General features: G+C 67.8%; 19 protein-coding genes and 1 tRNA gene. 7 read left to right on the top strand and 13 right to left on the bottom strand.

The genetic code is table 11. From position 1 onward, the window contains the following. Positions 1-72 precede the first annotated feature (72 nt). A complete protein-coding gene (gene thyX, locus DDE23_RS18185; protein WP_107751945.1) occupies positions 73-978 on the top strand; it encodes an FAD-dependent thymidylate synthase in 906 nt (301 codons plus the stop codon). Then, positions 975-2,015: a hypothetical protein gene (locus DDE23_RS24935; RefSeq protein WP_133239586.1), complete on the top strand. Its 1,041-nt coding sequence runs from the start codon at positions 975-977 to the stop codon at positions 2,013-2,015. Before thyX ends, DDE23_RS24935 begins: the two co-directional genes overlap by 4 nt. Here the strand turns inward: DDE23_RS24935 and DDE23_RS25860 are convergent. Next, positions 1,942-2,241 carry an REP-associated tyrosine transposase gene (locus DDE23_RS25860; RefSeq protein WP_420330171.1) on the bottom strand — a complete coding sequence of 100 codons (300 nt, stop codon included), beginning with the start codon at positions 2,239-2,241 and terminating at the stop codon, positions 1,942-1,944. The genes DDE23_RS24935 and DDE23_RS25860 overlap by 74 nt on opposite strands. 347 nt (positions 2,242-2,588) lie before the next feature. On the opposite strand from DDE23_RS25860, the gene DDE23_RS18180 reads away from it, so the two are divergent. Beyond that, positions 2,589-3,053 (top strand): cupin domain-containing protein, encoded by a 465-nt coding sequence (locus DDE23_RS18180; protein ID WP_107751944.1) that lies wholly within the window; start codon positions 2,589-2,591, stop codon positions 3,051-3,053. A gap of 12 nt (positions 3,054-3,065) precedes the next feature. Next, positions 3,066-3,155: transfer RNA gene (locus DDE23_RS18175), tRNA-Ser, on the top strand. A gap of 67 nt (positions 3,156-3,222) precedes the next feature. On the opposite strand, the gene DDE23_RS18170 is transcribed toward DDE23_RS18175, so the two are convergent. The 12 genes from DDE23_RS18170 to DDE23_RS18115 all read right to left on the bottom strand — a co-directional run bounded on the left by DDE23_RS18170 (position 3,223) and on the right by DDE23_RS18115 (position 13,618). Then, positions 3,223-3,921, bottom strand: a complete 699-nt coding sequence (locus DDE23_RS18170; protein ID WP_107751943.1) for a hydroxymethylpyrimidine/phosphomethylpyrimidine kinase — start codon at positions 3,919-3,921, stop codon at positions 3,223-3,225. Further along, positions 3,918-4,868 (bottom strand): HesA/MoeB/ThiF family protein, encoded by a 951-nt coding sequence (locus tag DDE23_RS18165; protein ID WP_107751942.1) that lies wholly within the window; start codon positions 4,866-4,868, stop codon positions 3,918-3,920. Before DDE23_RS18165 ends, DDE23_RS18170 begins: the two co-directional genes overlap by 4 nt. After that, positions 4,855-5,466, bottom strand: coding sequence for a thiamine phosphate synthase (locus tag DDE23_RS18160; protein WP_107751941.1), 612 nt, complete (start codon positions 5,464-5,466; stop codon positions 4,855-4,857). Before DDE23_RS18160 ends, DDE23_RS18165 begins: the two co-directional genes overlap by 14 nt. Beyond that, positions 5,463-6,248, bottom strand: coding sequence for a thiazole synthase (locus DDE23_RS18155; protein WP_107751940.1), 786 nt, complete (start codon positions 6,246-6,248; stop codon positions 5,463-5,465). The genes DDE23_RS18160 and DDE23_RS18155 overlap by 4 nt, the downstream gene beginning before the upstream one ends. Position 6,249: 1 nt before the next feature. After that, entirely contained in the window at positions 6,250-6,447 is a 198-nt protein-coding gene (thiS, locus tag DDE23_RS18150) for a sulfur carrier protein ThiS (RefSeq protein ID WP_107751939.1), read from the bottom strand. Then, complete coding sequence (locus tag DDE23_RS18145; RefSeq protein ID WP_107751938.1) at positions 6,437-7,390, bottom strand: FAD-dependent oxidoreductase; 954 nt, start codon at positions 7,388-7,390, stop codon at positions 6,437-6,439. The genes thiS and DDE23_RS18145 overlap by 11 nt, the downstream gene beginning before the upstream one ends. Further along, on the bottom strand, positions 7,387-9,222 hold the full coding sequence (gene thiC, locus DDE23_RS18140) for a phosphomethylpyrimidine synthase ThiC (protein ID WP_107751937.1): 1,836 nt from the start codon (positions 9,220-9,222) through the stop codon (positions 7,387-7,389). Before thiC ends, DDE23_RS18145 begins: the two co-directional genes overlap by 4 nt. A 344-nt stretch (positions 9,223-9,566) precedes the next feature. Then, positions 9,567-10,046 (bottom strand): GAF domain-containing protein, encoded by a 480-nt coding sequence (locus DDE23_RS18135; RefSeq protein WP_107751936.1) that lies wholly within the window; start codon positions 10,044-10,046, stop codon positions 9,567-9,569. Then, a complete protein-coding gene (locus tag DDE23_RS18130; RefSeq protein ID WP_107751997.1) occupies positions 10,043-10,798 on the bottom strand; it encodes an ABC transporter ATP-binding protein in 756 nt (251 codons plus the stop codon). Before DDE23_RS18130 ends, DDE23_RS18135 begins: the two co-directional genes overlap by 4 nt. Then, positions 10,795-11,625 (bottom strand): ABC transporter ATP-binding protein, encoded by an 831-nt coding sequence (locus DDE23_RS18125; protein ID WP_107751935.1) that lies wholly within the window; start codon positions 11,623-11,625, stop codon positions 10,795-10,797. The genes DDE23_RS18130 and DDE23_RS18125 overlap by 4 nt, the downstream gene beginning before the upstream one ends. Beyond that, positions 11,622-12,539, bottom strand: coding sequence for an ABC transporter permease (locus DDE23_RS18120; protein ID WP_107751934.1), 918 nt, complete (start codon positions 12,537-12,539; stop codon positions 11,622-11,624). The genes DDE23_RS18125 and DDE23_RS18120 overlap by 4 nt, the downstream gene beginning before the upstream one ends. Next, positions 12,536-13,618, bottom strand: a complete 1,083-nt coding sequence (locus DDE23_RS18115; protein WP_107751933.1) for an ABC transporter permease — start codon at positions 13,616-13,618, stop codon at positions 12,536-12,538. Before DDE23_RS18115 ends, DDE23_RS18120 begins: the two co-directional genes overlap by 4 nt. Before the next feature lie 160 nt (positions 13,619-13,778). Here DDE23_RS18115 and DDE23_RS18110 point away from each other — a divergent pair, with 160 nt between their 5' ends. The 3 genes from DDE23_RS18110 (at position 13,779) to DDE23_RS18100 (ending at position 17,198) form a co-directional block, all read left to right on the top strand. Then, positions 13,779-14,408 carry a helix-turn-helix domain-containing protein gene (locus DDE23_RS18110; protein WP_107751932.1) on the top strand — a complete coding sequence of 210 codons (630 nt, stop codon included), beginning with the start codon at positions 13,779-13,781 and terminating at the stop codon, positions 14,406-14,408. A 24-nt stretch (positions 14,409-14,432) separates the two neighbouring features. Continuing rightward, entirely contained in the window at positions 14,433-16,028 is a 1,596-nt protein-coding gene (locus tag DDE23_RS18105) for an ABC transporter substrate-binding protein (RefSeq protein WP_107751931.1), read from the top strand. A gap of 78 nt (positions 16,029-16,106) precedes the next feature. After that, complete coding sequence (locus DDE23_RS18100) at positions 16,107-17,198, top strand: M24 family metallopeptidase (RefSeq protein WP_107751930.1); 1,092 nt, start codon at positions 16,107-16,109, stop codon at positions 17,196-17,198. Positions 17,199-17,377: the final 179 nt, after the last annotated feature.

The following is a 17,377-nucleotide window of genomic DNA, read 5'->3' as shown; positions in this document are numbered from 1 at the left end:
CCCATCATGTTGCGTGCCTCCCCCGCGCGGATGCTATAGAGGGACCAACCCGAATCCCCCAGGAGGCCCGCCATGACCATCACCCCCGAGCAAGAGGCCGAGATCGCCGCCGCCCGCGCCACGCCCCAGATGACGCTGCGCGCCGTCGCCCCGGGGATGGAGGCGCATCTCTACACCGCCCATCCGGTGCTGGACCACGGCTTCGTGCGCGCCATCGACTACATGGGCGACGATTCGGCCATCGTGCAGGCCGCCCGCGTCAGCTATGGCGCCGGCACCAAGCACGTGTCCAACGACGAGGGGCTGATCCGCTACCTCATGCGCCACTGGCACTCGACCCCCTTCGAGATGTGCGAGCTGAAACTCCACGTCAAACTGCCGGTGTTCGTCGCCCGCCAGTGGATCCGCCACCGCACCGCCAACGTCAACGAATACTCGGCCCGCTATTCGATTCTGGACCGCGAGTTCTATATCCCCGAACCCGCCCAACTGGCCGCCCAATCGACGGTCAACAACCAGGGCCGGGGCGCCGTGCTGGAGGGGGCCGAGGCCGCCCGGGTGCTGGCGCTGCTGAAATCCGACGCCGCCCAGATGTACGACCATTACGAGGAGATGCTCTCGCAGGACGGCCAACAGGGCCTCGCCCGTGAATTGGCGCGGATGAACCTGCCGATGAACATCTATACGCAATGGTATTGGAAGACGGATCTGCACAACCTCTTCCATTTCCTGCGCCTGCGCGCCGATGCCCACGCCCAATACGAGATCCGCGTCTATGCCGAGGCGATTGCCAAGATGGTCGCCGACTGGGTGCCCCTCGCGTTCGGGGCGTTCGAGGATTACCGGATGGGCGGCGTGAACCTTTCGGGCAAGGCCGTTGACGCGTTGAAGCGGATGCTGAAGGGTGAAGAGGTGACGCGCGAGTCCTCGGGGATGAGTGTGGGCGAGTGGCGAGAGTTTAAGGGGGTTTGGGAGTGAGCGACAAACCCCCTAAGGACTTCATTGCTATAATGAAGGCCATTGAAAGCCAGCGCGAGTCTGGTCTTGAGCAGGTGAAGGAAGATTTTTCGACGACTTGGAGGCGGGGCGGCAGCCTAAGTCGTGTCCAGTTAAATGATCTATGGCATTATGTCATGGATTTCGAGGAAATTGTTAGTGCGCATCCCTTTTGGCCGACTTGGAAGAAGATTGATTGTGTCGAGGTTGGATTTAGAATTCTCTCAGACTCCTTTGATAGAATTCTCCTTATTTACGGCGAGCTCCAAGCGTCGGCTGAGTTCTCAGATATTGTTAATCATGATAGAATAGAGAGGGAGGCACTAAATGCGATCTTTCAGTTCTCTTATGCCGCCTATTCTCTCGTCGATGCATATAGAGGATTGAGGGGTGAGCTCTCACGGGCTTCTCAGGATGCCTTTGATGCTTTCCGAACTGAGATGTTCTCTGATCAGGCGCTGGCTCAGTTTGTTCAGGGATTGAGGAATGGGATTAGTCATCAGTACATTCCGCGGGCTTCGTCGGCTTTCATGGTCAGGTTCGGCGTTCATAGGCGGGTCAGTTCGAAAATATACTTTGATTCGGCCGCGCTTCTACGCGAAATGAAATGGAACTCTGCGGCACGGGAATTCGTCAAAAGATCGGATTCCGTTGATATTGTCCCTGCGCTGAAGAATTACTATAGTGCTGCGGCAGCTCTGCATCGAGGCTACCTCTCCAGAAGTGGCTTGATATTCGATGGTGGGTTTCTCGAGATCTCTAGGTGCTACACTGCACGCAAGACATTTGAAGGCATTGCGAACCTGCGTTTGGTGCTACATCAGATAGAGAAGCAAATTGTTTTTCCGTATGATCACTTGCGCAGGTATTTTACTGAGGACGAAGTTGCAAGGATTTTATCTCTGCCGGCTTTTTCTCAAGAGCAGGTCGACTATATGATTGAGCTTAGGGATCCTTTGGGTTTGATGCCTGATCATGATAGAAAGAAGCTCTATAACCTATTTGCCAAGCCGGATTGAACCAACAATACTGGATGTGATTGTCCCAATCCTGTTCATCGCGGATGGGGTGTTCCCGGAGCCGCCGCTGCCACACCCCATGCTCGCGCCGCCGCCTGAGGCTTTCCCGCCGCGCGACCGGCGGAATCGCGCGCGCGAACCGGGCCTTGATCACGCGCCACCGGGTCGCAAAATCGGCGTCCCCCTCGGGCAGAGCCCAGACGCAATGCCTATGGTCCGGCAACACCACTCAGGCGTCGATGCCGACCGGGCGTTCGACCCGCCTGCGCAGCCGGCCGTAGGGTGCGTGCTGGCACGCACCGCACCGCCCCTCCGCCACGACATCCACCCATCGGGCCGTTCCCCCAATCGGTGCGTGCGAGCACGCACCCTACAGGGGGGGGCCCTCGAAACTGGCCCGCGACGGTGGGTTGAAAACCCACCCTACGGGGGCCGGACGCCCTCGCGGAACCGTGGGACGTCTTGCCAAATCCTTAAACGCTACCCCAACCCCTTGAAATCACACGCCCCGAAAACTGTCCCACGCGTGGGACACCCCTTGTCAGCCGCCCCGTCCGGGGCCATCCTCCCCCCATGGACCCCGACGCGCTCATCGCCCAGCTCGGCCTCAGCCCCCATCCCGAGGGCGGCCATTACCGCGAGACCTGGCGCGCCCCGGCCGAGCCTGGCGGGCGCCCCTCCGGCACCGCGATCCTGTTCCTCCTGAAGGCCGGCGAGACCTCGCATTGGCACCGGATCGACCAGACCGAGATCTGGCTCTACCACGCCGGCGCCCCCCTGATCCTGCGGCTGAGCGAGACCGGGGCCGGCCCCGCCCGCGCCCATGCCCTCGCCCCCCTGACGCCGCAGGTGATCGTCCCGCCCCATCACTGGCAGGCGGCGCGCACGACCGGGGATTTCACGCTGGTTTCCTGCCTCGTCTCGCCCGGTTTCGACTTCGCGGGCTTCACCCTCGCGCCGCCCGGCTTCGACATTCCCGGTGATGCCGAAACCCCCTTGCACCCGCCCACGAACCCCGCTAAATCCGCCCCACGTTGACCACCGAAGCGCGGAGAGGTGCCGGAGCGGTCGAACGGGGCGGTCTCGAAAACCGTTGTGGGTGAGAGCCCACCCAGGGTTCGAATCCCTGTCTCTCCGCCACCCTTCCCCCTGATTGATCCGTCGGAAGCGTCCTGAACGGGCCGCGGACGCCCGGTTTCAGCCGCAATCACAACCAGCCGTCGAGATGGGCCTTGGCCCCTGCGCAGGCCACAGCCAGATCGGCGCCGAGCGCCAGATGCCCGGCGATGGCGCTGGCCAGGGTGCAGCCGGTGCCGCGCGTCGTGCCGGGCTTGCGCGGCGAAGCGAGGCGCAGGGCGGGGGCATCCGGTCGGAAGAGCCAGTCGACCGCCTCCGCCCCCTGTCCATGACCGCCTTTCAGCAGGACCGCCCGCGCGCCCAGCGCGACGAGGGCCGCGGCCAGCCGGTCGGGGGCGGTCTCCTCGGGCAGGCCGGTCAGCCGCGCGGCCTCGGGCAGGTTGGGGGTTATCAGCGTGGCGAGGGGGAAGAGGCGGGCGAGCATCGCCGCCAGACCCGCCGCGTCGATCAGCGCCACACCGGCGCTGGTGGCGAGGACCGGGTCCAGCACGATGGGCACCGGGGGCAGCGATTCGGCCACCGCTGCCACGACCTCGGCATCGGCCAGCATCCCCAGTTTCGCCGCCCGGACCGGCCCGGCGGCGCGGATCTGGGCGGCGACCATCGCGCCCGGCACCGGATGCCGCAGGCAGCCGCCCGCCGCGTCCTGCGCGGTCACGGCGGTGGCGGCGATCCGCGCTTGCAGGCCCAGCTCGGCCATGACCGCGAGGTCCCGGGCCAGCCCGGCGCCGGTCGAGCTGTCGAGCCCGGCGACGATCAGCACGCTCATTGCCCGTCCGCCAGCAGCGCGAGCCGCGTCGCCCCGCGCGCGGCCAGCACCGAGGCGCCCCGCCAGGCGCGCAGGCCGCTCGAACAGCAGAGCACCACGCGCCCCGGGGGGATCGGCCAGCGGGCGAGGTCGTCGAGGCCGAGCGCCCGCGCGCCGGGCAGGGTCGCGACGCTGCCCGCCGGACGCAGGTCGATGAGGTGGTCCCCGGGTTCGATCTGCGCAGGCGCGAGGAAGCCGAAGCCCGGTGCCTCGGTCGCGTTGCGGAAGTCGAAACCGCCGAAATGCCAGCGCGCCATGTCGAGGGTCACGAGCCGTCCCAGCGGGCCGGGCGAGAGCCCGATCAGCAGGGTGAGCGCCATCTGCGCCTGCACTGCCCCCAGCGCGGCGACGGCGGGGCCGAGGACCCCGGCGCTGGCGCAGCTGGCGGCTTGCTCGGGCAGGTCGGGAAAGACCGCGCGGACGGAGGGGGCGGTGCCGCAGAAGGCACCGGCATAGCCCGCGCGTCCCAGAACCGAGGCGGAAACCAGCGGTTTCCCCGCCGCCTTGCAGAGGTCCGACAGCGTGTAGGTCACGGCGAAACTGTCGGCGGCGTCGATCACCAGATCGGCCTCGGCGATCAGGGCCGGGGCGTTGGCCGGGTCGAGCCTGAGCGGCAGGCCCCGCGTGCGGCAATCAGAGTTGATCTCCGCGGCCCGGGCGGCAGCGAGAGGGGCTTTGGGCTGGCCGATGTCGGCCGCGCGGTACAGCGTCTGGCGGTGCAGGTTGCTGAGCGACACCCGGTCCGGGTCGGCGATGGTGAGATGCCCCAGCCCCGCCGCCGCCAGTGCCGGGATCACGGCCGAGCCCAGGCCCCCGGCGCCGACCACCAGCACCTGCGCCGCGCCCAGCCGGGCCTGCCCTTCGGGTCCGACGCCGGGCACGGCGATCTGGCGGTCATAGCGGGTCATGCGCGGCCTCCGCCTCGGTCAGCCAGTGGCGGGTCCTTGCCTCGGGCTCGGGGGCGGTGACCAGATCGCTGACCACCGCGGCGACATCCGCTCCGGCGGCGAAGAGTGCCGGCAGCCGCTCGGCGGTGATCCCGCCGATGGCGACGAGCGGCAGGTCGCCGATCCGTGCCTTCCAGCGGCTGACCTTTTCCAGCCCCTGCGGCTGCCAGCGCATCTTTTTCAGCCGGGTCGGCCAGACCGGCCCCAGCGCGACATAGGCGGGGGCGAGCGCCAGAGCGCGGTCGAGTTCCGCCCGGTCATGGGTGGAGATCCCCAGCCGGGCCCCGGCGCGGGCGATGGCGGTGGTATCGGCGCTGTCCAGATCCTCCTGCCCGAGATGGATGAAATCGACGCCCTGATCGAGCGCCGCCTGCCAGTGATCGTTGACCACCAGCTGCGCGCCATGGCGGGCGCAGATCGCCCGGGCGGCGGCAATCTGGGCGGGCACGTCCTCGGCCGCGCCCTTGAAGCGCAGTTGCACCAGCCGCAGGCCCTGCGGCACCAGCCGGGCGATCATCGCCGCATCGGGCAGGACGGCATAAACGCGGGGCAACCTCATGGCAGCCCGCCGAGGCCGAGGTCGGCCAGCCCCAGCACCGGGGTCGAGGGCGCGGCCATGTCGCGGGGCGGCATCAGCCCGGCCTCATGGGCCAGCCGTCCGGCCGCGACCGCCAGGCCAAAGGCCCGCGCCATCGCCACCGGATCGCCCGCCCGGGCCACGGCGGTGTTGAGGAGTACGCCGTCAAAGCCCATCTCCATCGCCTGCGCCGCCTGACTGGGGGCGCCGAGGCCGGCATCGACAATGAGCGGCACGTCCTTGAAATGCTGGCGCATCGTCGCCAGCGCCTCGGCATGGCGCAACCCGCGGCCGGTGCCGATGGGGGCGCCCCAAGGCATCAGCACGCGGCACCCGGCCTCGAGCAGGCGCTCGCCGACGATCAGATCCTCGGTCGTGTAGGGCAGGACGGCGAAGCCCTCGGCGGTCAGGATGCGCGCGGCTTCGACCAGCGCGAAAGGGTCGGGTTGCAGCGTGTCGGCATGGCCGATCACCTCCAGCTTGATCCAGTCGGTGCCGAAGACCTCGCGCGCCATGCGGGCGGTGGTCACGGCCTCGGTGACCGAATGGCAACCGGCGGTGTTGGGCAGGATGCGGGCACCGGTCTGCCGGATCAGCGCCCAGAAGCCGTTCGCGCCGGGCGCCCCGGCGGCCTCGCGCCGCAGCGAGACGGTGACGACGGCGGCGCCCGAGGCGGCGATGGCCTCGGTCAGCACCGAGGGCGAGGGGTATTGCGCCGTGCCCAGCATCAGGCGCGAGGGGAGTTGGATGTCGTAAAGCCGCATCTCAGCCCCCCTGCATCGGCGCCAGAACCTCGATCCGGTCGCCCTCGCGCAGCGGGGTCGCGGCGCGCTCGGCCGCGGGAACGAAGCGGCCGTTCAGGGCGGTGGCGAGGGCGCCGGTCTGATAGCCGAGGTCGGTCAGCGCCTCGGCGAGCGTCGTGGCGGTGATTTCGGTGGGCGTGCCGTTCAGGTCAAGGCGCATGGGCGGGCTCCGGTCGGGTGAGGGTGTCGGCCAGCTGTTCGGCCAGCGCGGGCGCGGTGAGAAAGCCGTGGCGGTAGAGGCCGTTGAGGTGCAGCCGGTCGCTGGCGCGGGACAGGCGGGGCAGGTTGTCGGGCCAGGCCGGGCGCAACCCGCTGCCGGTCTCAAGGATCGCGGCCTCGGCCAGGGCGGGATGCAGCGCGAAGGCGGCGGCCATCAGCTCCATGCTGCTGCGCAGCGTGATCGGGCCGGTCGCGTCGCTTTCGATCATCGTCGCGCCCAGCATGTAGAGGCCCTGACCGCGGGGCACGAGGTAGACCGGGAAGCGCGGATGCAGCAGCCGCAGCGGGCGGGTCAGGGTCAGGTCGGGGCAATGCAGCAGCATCATCTCGCCCCGCACGGCGCGCAGACCGGGCAGGGCGTCGCGGGCGGCGATGCCGCGGCAGTCGATCACCTCCCCTTCGGGCGGGGGTGCATGGTGACGGATCTCCACCCCCCGGTTCCGCAAGCCTTGGGCCAGTGCCCGAAGCGCGGCGCGGGGGTCGAGATGCGCCTCATCCGGGTAGAACAGCGCGGCAGGGAAACGCCCGGCGAGGTCGGGCTCAAGTGCTGCGATGCCCTCCGGCCCCAGGCGCCGATGGCCCCGGGTGCGCAGCGCAAGGCGGTCCAGCTCCGCCCCGTCGCGCGGCGGCGCCACCACCAGTGTGCCGCGCCGCTGCACGCCCGGCACCCGGGCCGCCCACCAATCGGCGGCCATGGCGCCCAGCCGCGCCACCTCGGCCGGGGCGCCGTCGCTTTCCACATCGGGCGCCAGCATGCCACCGGCCAGCCAGCTTGCCCCGGCCCCCTCGGGCCCGGGGTCGAGGACACGCAGGGCGCGCCCCCGTTCGGCCAGCGCGGTCGCGGTGCAAAGCCCCGCCACGCCAGCCCCGAGGATGGTCATCATTCCGCCGCCCCGTCCTTGGGCAGATACACCTCGCCCTTCTCGCGGAACTTCTCGGCCATCGCCGCCATGCCCTCCTTCTGCGCTTCCGAGCGGATGTCGTGGCTGATCCGCATCGAGCAGAACTTCGGCCCGCACATGGAGCAGAAATGCGCGGTCTTGTGGGCCTCTTTCGGCAACGTCTCGTCGTGGAAGGCGCAGGCGGTCTCGGGGTCGAGCGAGAGGTTGAACTGGTCCTCCCAGCGGAATTCGAACCGCGCCCGGCTCAGCGCATCGTCGCGGGCCTGCGCGCCGGGCAGACCCTTGGCCAGATCGGCGGCATGGGCGGCGATCTTGTAGGTGATGACCCCGGTCTTCACATCGGCGCGGTCGGGCAGGCCCAGATGTTCCTTGGGCGTCACGTAGCAGAGCATGGCGGTGCCGAACCAGCCGATCATCGCCGCGCCGATGGCGCTGGTGATATGGTCATAGCCCGGCGCGATATCCGTGGTCAGCGGGCCGAGGGTATAGAACGGCGCCTCGCCGCAGGTGGCCAGCTGCTTGTCCATATTGGCCTTGATCTTGTGCATGGCGACATGGCCCGGCCCCTCGATCATCACCTGACAATCACGGGCCCAGGCGATCTGGGTCAGTTCCCCCAGCGTCTCCAGCTCGGCGAATTGCGCGGCATCGTTGGCGTCGGCGATGGAGCCGGGGCGCAGCCCGTCACCCAGCGAGAAGCTCACGTCATAGGCGCGCATGATCTCGCAGATCTCGGCGAAATGCTCGTAGAGGAAGCTCTCGCGGTGATGGTGCAGGCACCATTTCGCCATGATCGAGCCGCCCCGGCTGACGATCCCCGTAACCCGGTTCACGGTCAGCGGGATCATGTGCAGCCGCACGCCCGCGTGGATGGTGAAGTAATCCACCCCCTGCTCGGCCTGTTCGATCAGCGTGTCGCGGAACACCTCCCAGCTCAGGTCCTCGGCGATGCCGTTCACCTTCTCCAGCGCCTGATAGAGCGGCACCGTGCCGATCGGCACCGGCGCGTTGCGCAGGATCCATTCGCGGGTGTTGTGGATGTTGCGGCCGGTCGACAGGTCCATGACCGTATCGGCACCCCAGCGGATCGCCCAAACCATCTTGTCGACTTCCTCGGCCATGGAGGAGGTGACGGCGCTGGTCCCCATATTGGCGTTGATCTTCACCGCGAAATTGCGGCCGATAATCATCGGCTCCAGCTCGGGGTGGTTGATGTTGGCGGGGATGATCGCACGACCGGCGGCGATCTCCTGCCGGACGAATTCGGGCGTCACCAGATCGGGGATCGCGGCGCCGAAATCCTCGCCGTCGCGGGGACCGGCGGCGGCGGTGCGGCCCAGATTCTCGCGGATCGCCACGAATTCCATCTCAGGGGTGATGATCCCGGCCCGGGCATAGGCCAGCTGGGTGACCGCGGCGCCATTTCGGGCCCTGAGCGGGGCGCGGGTCAGGGCGAAGGTCGGCGTCAGCCGCTCGCCCGAGACGAAGCCGTTGTCGGCGGGTTGCAGGGCGCGGCCCTCATAGGCCTCGCAGTCACCCCGCGCGGCGATCCAGCCCTCGCGCAGCGGCGGCAGGCCGCGGGTGATGTCGGTCGTGACCGCCGGGTCGGTATAGGGGCCCGAGGCATCGTAGACCGTGACCGGCGGTTCGCCCGCCGAAGGGTGCAGCGCGATGTCGCGCATCGGCACGCGGATGCCGGGGTGCAGGTGGCCCGCGACATGGCGCTTGGTCGAGGCGGGCAGGGGCCCGGTGGTGACCTCGGGCAGGGCCGAGGCCCGCGCGGCGGGTTGCGGGTTCAGGTCGATCTGGTTCATCAAAGCCTCTTCGCATTGATGACCCGTCGAAAAGGGGAAGAAGCCGGGAATTCCCGTGGTCGCCCTGTGCCATGTCGGGATCCGGTCTGGACCGTTCCCGTGGGCGGACCGACCCTTTCGGGACCGGCAGCGCGACCGCTTGTGCTTCCTACGCCAGTATCAACTGGGTCAGGTTCAAAGGGTCGCGTCACCGCAGGGTTGCCCCTGCCATCAGCCTCTCAGTCCCTTGGGCGGGACTCCCCTGACAGTCCGGCTGTCATAGACCAAGGGTCGGGGGGGCGTCAACAGAGCGCTTCAACCAGTGCGTGCGTGCGGGGGGCGGAAGGGACCCGCCCCGGCGCGGGTCATTCCGGCAAGAGGAAGCAGGCGATGCCCGGCACGTGCAGGAGCGCGACGCAGCGCGCGACCGTCGCCGGGTCGAAATAATGGTCTGCGTCCAACAGGTTGAGCGTGCCGGTGAACTGGCCCTTGATCCGCACCGGGATATTCAGGACCGAGCCGCAGCCCAGCGATTTGATGAGTTCATGGTCGCCGAAGACCAGCGCGATCTCCTCGATCGTGTTGCGGATGAAGCAGCGGCCCTGGTCGATGACCTCCTCGTAGAAGGCGTCCCGCTCGACCGCCTTGTCACCCGAGACGGGATAGGCGTCCGGCATGTTGGTCCAGGCGCGGCGGGCGATCTTTTCCTCGAGCTTCATGGTCGAGACGGTGAAGAGCTTCACGCCGATCTCGGCCGCGACATAGGCGCCTAGCGCGTCGAAGGCCTCGGCCCGGGTGCGGGCGGTTTCGAGGGCGGTGGTGAAGGTGGCAAGCGGGGTGGTCATGGCTGTTCCTCGGCCGTTTCTTCGGGATTGCTGAGCCGGTAAAGCTCGCGCGCATAGGGGGTGGCCAGGGCGCCGGTCTTCAGCGCCTCGGCACTGGCGATTTCCTCGATCCGGCCGTGCCGCATCACCGCCAGCCGGTCGCACATGAAGGCGACGACGGGCAGGTTGTGGGTGACCATGAGATAGGTCAGCCCGCGTTCTTTCCTGAGCCGTTTCAAGAGGTTCAGGATTTCCGCCTGGATCGAGACATCCAGCGCCGAGGTGGGTTCGTCCAGCAGCAGGAACCGCGGCTCCAGCGCCAGCGCCCGAGCGATGGCGACCCGCTGGCGCTGCCCGCCGGACAGCTGATGCGGGAAGCGGAAGCGGAAGCGCGCGTCGAGGCCGACTTCGCCCAGCAGCTCCACCACCCGTGCGTCGCGGTTCTTCAGCCCGTGGATAAGCAAGGGCTCGGCCAAGGTGGCGTCGATGGTCTTGCGCGGATGGAGCGAGCCATAGGGGTCCTGAAACACCATCTGGCACTGGCGCGAAAAAGCCCGGTCCGGCCCGTGGCTGCGGGGCTTGCCGTCGACCTCGATGGCCCCGGTCCAGTCTGGCGCGAGGCCCATGATCGCCTTGAGGATCGTCGATTTCCCCGAGCCCGATTCGCCGACCAGCGCGAAGCTTTCCCCGGCTGCCACGTCGAGGGTGACGTCATGCACAACCTGCGTGTCACCGTAGAAGATGTTGAGGTCTTTCAGATGGATGGCGCTCATGTCGAAGCCCATTGCGAGCGGTCGAGCGTGGGCAGCTCGGCGCGCGTTTCGTTCATCCGGGGGACGGCGGCCAGCAGGCCCTTCGTATAGGGGTGCTGGGCCGCGTGCAGGTTCTTCGCGTCCAGCACCTCGACCACGCGGCCCGCGTTCATCACCATCACCCGGTCGCAATAGCGGCCGACCAGATGCAGGTCGTGACTGACCAGCATCAGGCCCATCCCGTTCTCGCGCACCAGCTCGTCGATCAGGTCCAGCACCTGCCCCTGCACGCTGACATCCAGGGCCGAGGTCGGCTCGTCGGCGATCAGGATCCGGGGGCGGGGGATCAGCATCATGGCGATCATGATGCGCTGGCCCATCCCGCCCGAGACCTCGTGCGGGTAAAGGTCCATCACCCGCTCGGGGTCATGGATGCGCACGGCCTCCAGCATCTCGGCCACGCGGGCCTTCAGCGCCCGGCGGGGCAGGCTTTCGTGGGTGCGCAGCGCCTCCTCGATCTGGCGGCCCACGGTCATCACCGGGTTGAGGCTGAACTTCGGATCCTGCATGACCATCGAGATCCGGGCACCCCGGATCTTGCGCATGGCGCGGTCCGAGAGGCCCTGCAATTCCTGCCCCTCGAACGCCATGCGGTCGGCTTTCACCACGCCCGGCGGGCGCACCAGCCCCAGGATCGCGCGCCCGGTCATCGACTTGCCCGAGCCCGATTCGCCGACGATGCCCAGCCGTTCCTGGCCCAGCGTCAGCGAGACGCCATCGACCACGTTGACCGGGCCCCGGGGCGTCGGGAAGGTGACGGTGAGGTTTTGGATGTCCAGCAGGCTCATGCCTTGTCCCCGCTCTTCGGATCCAGCACGTCGCGCAGCCCGTCGCCGAGGAAGCAAAAGCCCAGCGAGACGACGATGATGGCAAAGCCCGGCATGGTCGCGACCCACCATTGATCGAGGATGAAGGCCCGCCCGCGCGAGATCATCGCGCCCCATTCCGGCAGGGGCGGCTGCGCGCCGAGGCCGAGGAAGCCGAGCCCCGCGGCGGTCAGGATGATCCCGGCCATGTCGAGCGTCACCCGGATGATGGTGGAGGAGGTGCACAAGGGCAGGATATGCAGCCCGATGACCCGCGCATGGCTGCCCCCCGCCAGCCGCGCCGCCTGCACGAATTCGGCGGCGCGGAAGGTCAGCGTCTCGGCCCGGGCAAGGCGGGCATAGGGCGGCCAGGCGGTGATGGCGATGGCGATGATCGCGTTCTCGATCCCCGGACCCAGCGCGGCGACGAAGGCCAGCGCGAGGATCAGTTTGGGCAGCGACAGGAAGATATCGGTGATCCCCATCAGGATCCGGTCCACCCAGCCGCCGAAATACCCCGACACCGCGCCGAGGATCAGACCCACGGGGGCCGAGATCACCGCGACCAGCCCGACGATCAGCAGCGTCAGCCGCGCCCCATGCACCACGCGGGAAAAGATGTCGCGGCCCAGTTCGTCGGTGCCCATCCAATGCGCGGCGGACGGCGGTAGCAGCCGGTTCGGCAGGTCCTGACCGATCGGCGAATAGGGCGCGATCCAGGGGGCGAAGGCGGCGCAGATCACCAGCACCAGCAGGATCGCCATCCCCAGCGCCGCCAGCGGGTTGCGGCACAGGCGGCGGAAGATGTCATAGGCGCGGCCCAGATTGGCCTGCGCGCGCGAGGCGGGGGCGTCGTCGGTCAGCCAGGCAGACAGACCCGTGGTTTTGGGGCTCATGTACGGCTCCGGGGATCGAGGATGCGGTAAAGGACGTCGGACAGCTTGTTTATCAGGATGAAGACCGTCCCGATGACCAGCGTCGCGCCCAACACCGCGTTCATGTCGGCGTTGAACAGCGCGGTGGTCAGGTAATTGCCGATGCCGGGCCAGCTGAACACCGTCTCGATCATCACCGAGCCTTCCAGCAGGGCGGCGTAGGAAAGCCCGATCACGGTAATCAGCGGCACGCGGATGGTGCCGAAAGCATGGACCCAGATCACCTTCCATTCCGGCACGCCCTTGACCCGGGCGGTCGTCACATATTCCTGCCCCAGCTGGTCCAGCATGAAGGAGCGCGTCATCCGGGCGATATAGGCCAGCGAGAAGAAGCCGAGGATCGTGGCGGGCAGGATGATGTGATCGAGCGCCGAGAAGAAGACGTCCAGATCGCCCGCGATCAGGCTGTCGACCAGCAGAAGGCCCGTCACCGGATCGACCAGCCCGTCATAGAAGATATCGACCCGCCCCGGCCCGCCGACCCAGCCCAGCCCGGCGTAGAAGAGCGCGAGCCCAACGAGGCCCAGCCAGAAGGCGGGCACCGAATAGCCCAGCAGCGCGAAGATGCGGATCAGCTGGTCGATGAGCCTGCCCCGTTTCACCGCCGACAGCACGCCCAGCGGCACGCCCAGCAGGACGCCGATGACGATGCCGATCGTCGCCATCTCCAGCGTGGCCGGGAAGACTCGGGCGAGGTCATCGGCCACCGGCCGGTTGGTGGAAACCGAACGGCCCAGATCGCCCGAGAACACGTCGCCGACATAATGCACGAATTGCACCGGCAGCGGCTGGTCTAGGCCCATGGCGATCCGCGCGGCCTCGTATTGCGCGGTAGTGGCGCGGTCGCCCACGACCGAGAGCACCGGGTCGATGGGGATCACCCGGCCGATGAAAAAGGTGATGGCCAGAAGCCCGAGGAAGGTGAAGGCGAGAATCACCAGGAATTCGGCCAGCCTGCGCAGGCCCGCGAAGCGGCGCCCTCCGCGCCGGACGGGCGCCGGAGGGCCGGAAATCGCGCCGGATTCGACGTCTGTGCTCATGGGACTCCTGCAAGGAAAGCGCCCGCCGGACAGGCGCCCGGGCGGCAGGGAAAAGCGGCGTTCTGCTGCCGATCACGGCAACAATTTTCTTGGCTGTAACAAAAAAGTTTGGTTAGATCAAAAAAATTTTGACAAACCGGAGCGCGGCGCCCCCGCAGAGATGGCCAGACCGAAGCCCCAGACCGACCCCAATCTCGGCACCCGCATCCGGCGGCGGCGCAAGCAATTGGGCCTGACCTTGCAGCAGCTCTGCGACCGCGCCGGGCTCTCGCCGGGGTTCCTGAGCCAGGTGGAGCGCGGCCTTGCCTCGCCGTCCCTGGGCACCATGGCGCAGATCGCCGACGGGCTGGACCTGGGGCTCGAGCATTTCGTCGGCGGCTCGCGCCCTTCGGATGCGCTGACCCGGGCCGGGCAGCGGGCGCAATTCTCGGTCGATGGCTCGACCATGGGCTACGAGGCGCTGGCCACGCCCTTCCCGGGTTCGGAACTCTCGTCCTACCTGCTGCATGTGCCGCCCGGCTTCGTCTCGGAAACCGTGGCGCATGAGGGCGAGGAGATCCTCTTCGTGCTGGAGGGCGAGGTCGTCCAGACGCTGGGCGACGAGACCTTCATCCTGCGCGAGGGCGACAGCCTGCATTACAGCGGCTCGACGCCGCATGCCTGGGCCAACCGGACGGGACGGCCCGCGCGGCTGTTGTGGACCGGGACGCTTTCGGTCCTGGGCAGCCGGCCCAAGACCCACCTGCCGGACATCATCCCCGAGATGCTGCCGGCCAATCTCGAAACCTGACCCCCAACACGGAGAAAGACTGCCATGTCCATCCTTCGCCCTGCCATCCTGGCCGCCGTGCTGGCGATGCCGCTGAGCACGCTGCCCGTGCTTGCCGACACGCCCGCCGACGTGCTGGTCGTGGCCCAGAACATCGACGACATCGTCGCCATCGACCCGGCCCAGGCCTATGAATTCACCTCGGGCGAGCTGGTCACCAATGTCTACGACCGCCTCGTGCAATACGACGCCGCCGACACCAGTGTGCTGGCGCCGGGCCTGGCCGAAAGCTGGGAGATCGACGCCGAGGGCAAGACCATCACCTTCACCCTGCGGGATGGCGCGACCTTCCATTCCGGCAACCCGGTGCGGCCCGAGGATGTGGTCTTCTCGCTGTCCCGGGTGGTCAAGCTGAACCTCACGCCCGCCTTCATCCTGACCCAGCTCGGCTGGACGCCCGAGAACGTGGACCAGATGGTCACGGCGGGCGAGGGCAACAGTGTCACCATCCGCTACGCCGGCGATTTCTCGCCCGCCTTCGTGATGAACGTGCTGGCCGCGCGCCCGGCCTCGATCGTCGACGCGGAAACCGTCATGGCCAATGAGGTCGACGGCGACATGGGCAACGCCTGGCTGAACGCCAATTCGGCGGGCTCGGGCCCCTTCTCGCTGCGGATGTTCCGCCCGGCCGAGATGATCCGGCTTGAGGCCAACGAAAACTACTTCAACGGCGCCCCGGCGATTGATGGCGTCATCATCCGCCATGTCGCGGAATCGGCCACCCAGCAGCTGCTGCTGGAACAGGGCGACGTCGATCTGGCGCGCAACCTGACCGCCGACCAGATCGCCGGGCTGGATACCGACGCCCTCAGCGTCGAGACCTTCCCGCAGGCCGCCGTCCACTTCCTGTCCTTCAACCAGGCCGACGCGCAACTGACCAACCCCGCCGTCTGGGAAGCCGCGCGTTACCTCGTGAATTATCAAGGCATGGTGGACAGCTTCCTCGCCGGTCAGATGGAAGTCCATCAGGCCTTCTGGCCGAACGGCTTCCCGGGCGCGCTGAACGACACGCCCTTCACCTATGACCCGGCCCGGGCCGAGCAGATCCTGGCCGATGCGGGCGTGGAACTGCCGATCACCGTGACGCTCGACGTCATCAACGCAGCCCCCTTCACCGATATGGCGCAATCGCTGCAGGCGTCCTTCGCGCCTGCCGGGATCAATTTCGAGATCCTGCCCGGCACCGGCAGCCAGGTCATCACCCGCTACCGCGAGCGCAGCCATCAGGCGATGCTGCTCTATTGGGGCCCGGACTTCATGGACCCGCATTCCAACGCCAAGGCCTTCGCCTATAACTCGAACAACGCGCAGGATGCCTATGCCGCCACCACGACCTGGCGCAATTCCTGGGCGGTTCCGGCCGAGATGAACGCCGAGACGATGGCCGCCCTGACCGAGGCCGACCCGGCGCGGCGCGAGGAGATGTATCTGGACCTGCAGCGTCAGGTGCAGGCCGAAAGCCCCATCGTCATCATGTTCCAGGCGTCCTATCAGGTGGCGATGTCGAACCGGGTCTCGGGCTATGTGAACGGCGCGACCTCGGATTTCGTCTATTACCGTCTAGTCGAGAAGGCCGAGTGATCCAGGTTCAGGCCTGACCAAGAACGGGCCGTCCGCCAGATGCGGGCGGCCCTTTTCACACTTAGGACGGAGGTCCCGATGGGGATCCACGAAACCCGCCTTGCCGCCCTGCGCGCGGTGATGGCCGAAACCGCCACCGACCTCGTGGTCCTCGGCCCCTCGACCAGCATGGTCTATCTGACCGGCGTCGATCCGCATGGCGACGAGCGCCCGGTGCTGGTCATCGTCGCCAAGGATTACGCAGGCTTCCTGATGCCCGCGCTCAACGCCGACATGGCCCGCCAGCATACCGGTCTGCCGTTCCATGAATGGGCCGATGCCGAAGGGCCCGCCGCCGCGCTGGCCGCTCTGTTGGACAAATGCGACGCCGGGCGCCCGGGTCTGTCCATCGTGCTGGACGAGACGATGCGCGCCGATTTCGCGCTGATGGTGCTGGATGCGCTGGAGGCGCCGAAACGCCGTTATACCGCCGACACCATCGGCCGGCTGCGCGCCCGCAAGGACGCGGCCGAGACCGAGGCGCTGATCGCCTGCGCCCGGCTCAACGACGACGCGGTGCGCCATGCCATGACCCGGCTGCGCGCGGGCATGACCGAGCTGGAGCTGCAGGCGATCATCCGCGACTATTACAAGGCCCATGGCGCGGCGGCCGAATTCACCATCATCGGCTTCGGTGCCAACGGCGCCTTCCCGCACCACCACACCGGCGACACGGTGCTGCAGGACAACATGGCGGTGCTGATCGACACCGGCTGCCGGATCGGCGGCTATCCCTCGGACATGACGCGCAGTTTCTGGTTCGGCGAGGAGCCGGCCGAGTACAAGAAGGTCCGCGAGACGGTCGAGGCCGCGGTGCAGGCGGCGCTGGCGGCGGCCAAGCCGGGCGCCATCGCGCGTGAGGTCGACCGCGCCGCGCGCGGCGTGATCGAGGCCGCGGGCTACGGGCCGCGTTTCGTCCACCGCACCGGCCACGGGCTGGGCATGGATGTGCACGAGACGCCCTATATCACCGCCACCTCGGACAGCGTGCTGGAGGAGGGCAATGTCTTCTCCATCGAGCCCGGGATCTATCTGACCGGCGAGTTCGGCGTCCGGCTGGAGGATATCGTGGTGCTGCGCAAGGACGGGGCGGAGGTGCTGAGCGGCCTGCCGCGGATGCTGGACCTCTGACCCGGGGCGGCGGGGTGCGTGTCAAAACTGACACGTTTCCCCGCCGCGCTGCTTTCCTTGGCCTCCCCGCGGGCCTTTGCGCTATCCACGCCGGGTCGGGAAAGGACAAGATCCCGTGGCGGTGCGACGGGGGCAGAGGAGGCCCCTGCCGCGTCCCGGACGGGACCGCGCCGGTTGGG

Origin of the sequence: Pararhodobacter aggregans, from assembly GCF_003075525.1 — a bacterium.
GTDB classification, from domain to species: Bacteria; Pseudomonadota; Alphaproteobacteria; order Rhodobacterales; family Rhodobacteraceae; genus Pararhodobacter; species Pararhodobacter aggregans.
This window is presented reverse-complemented; position numbering and strand designations above follow the sequence as displayed.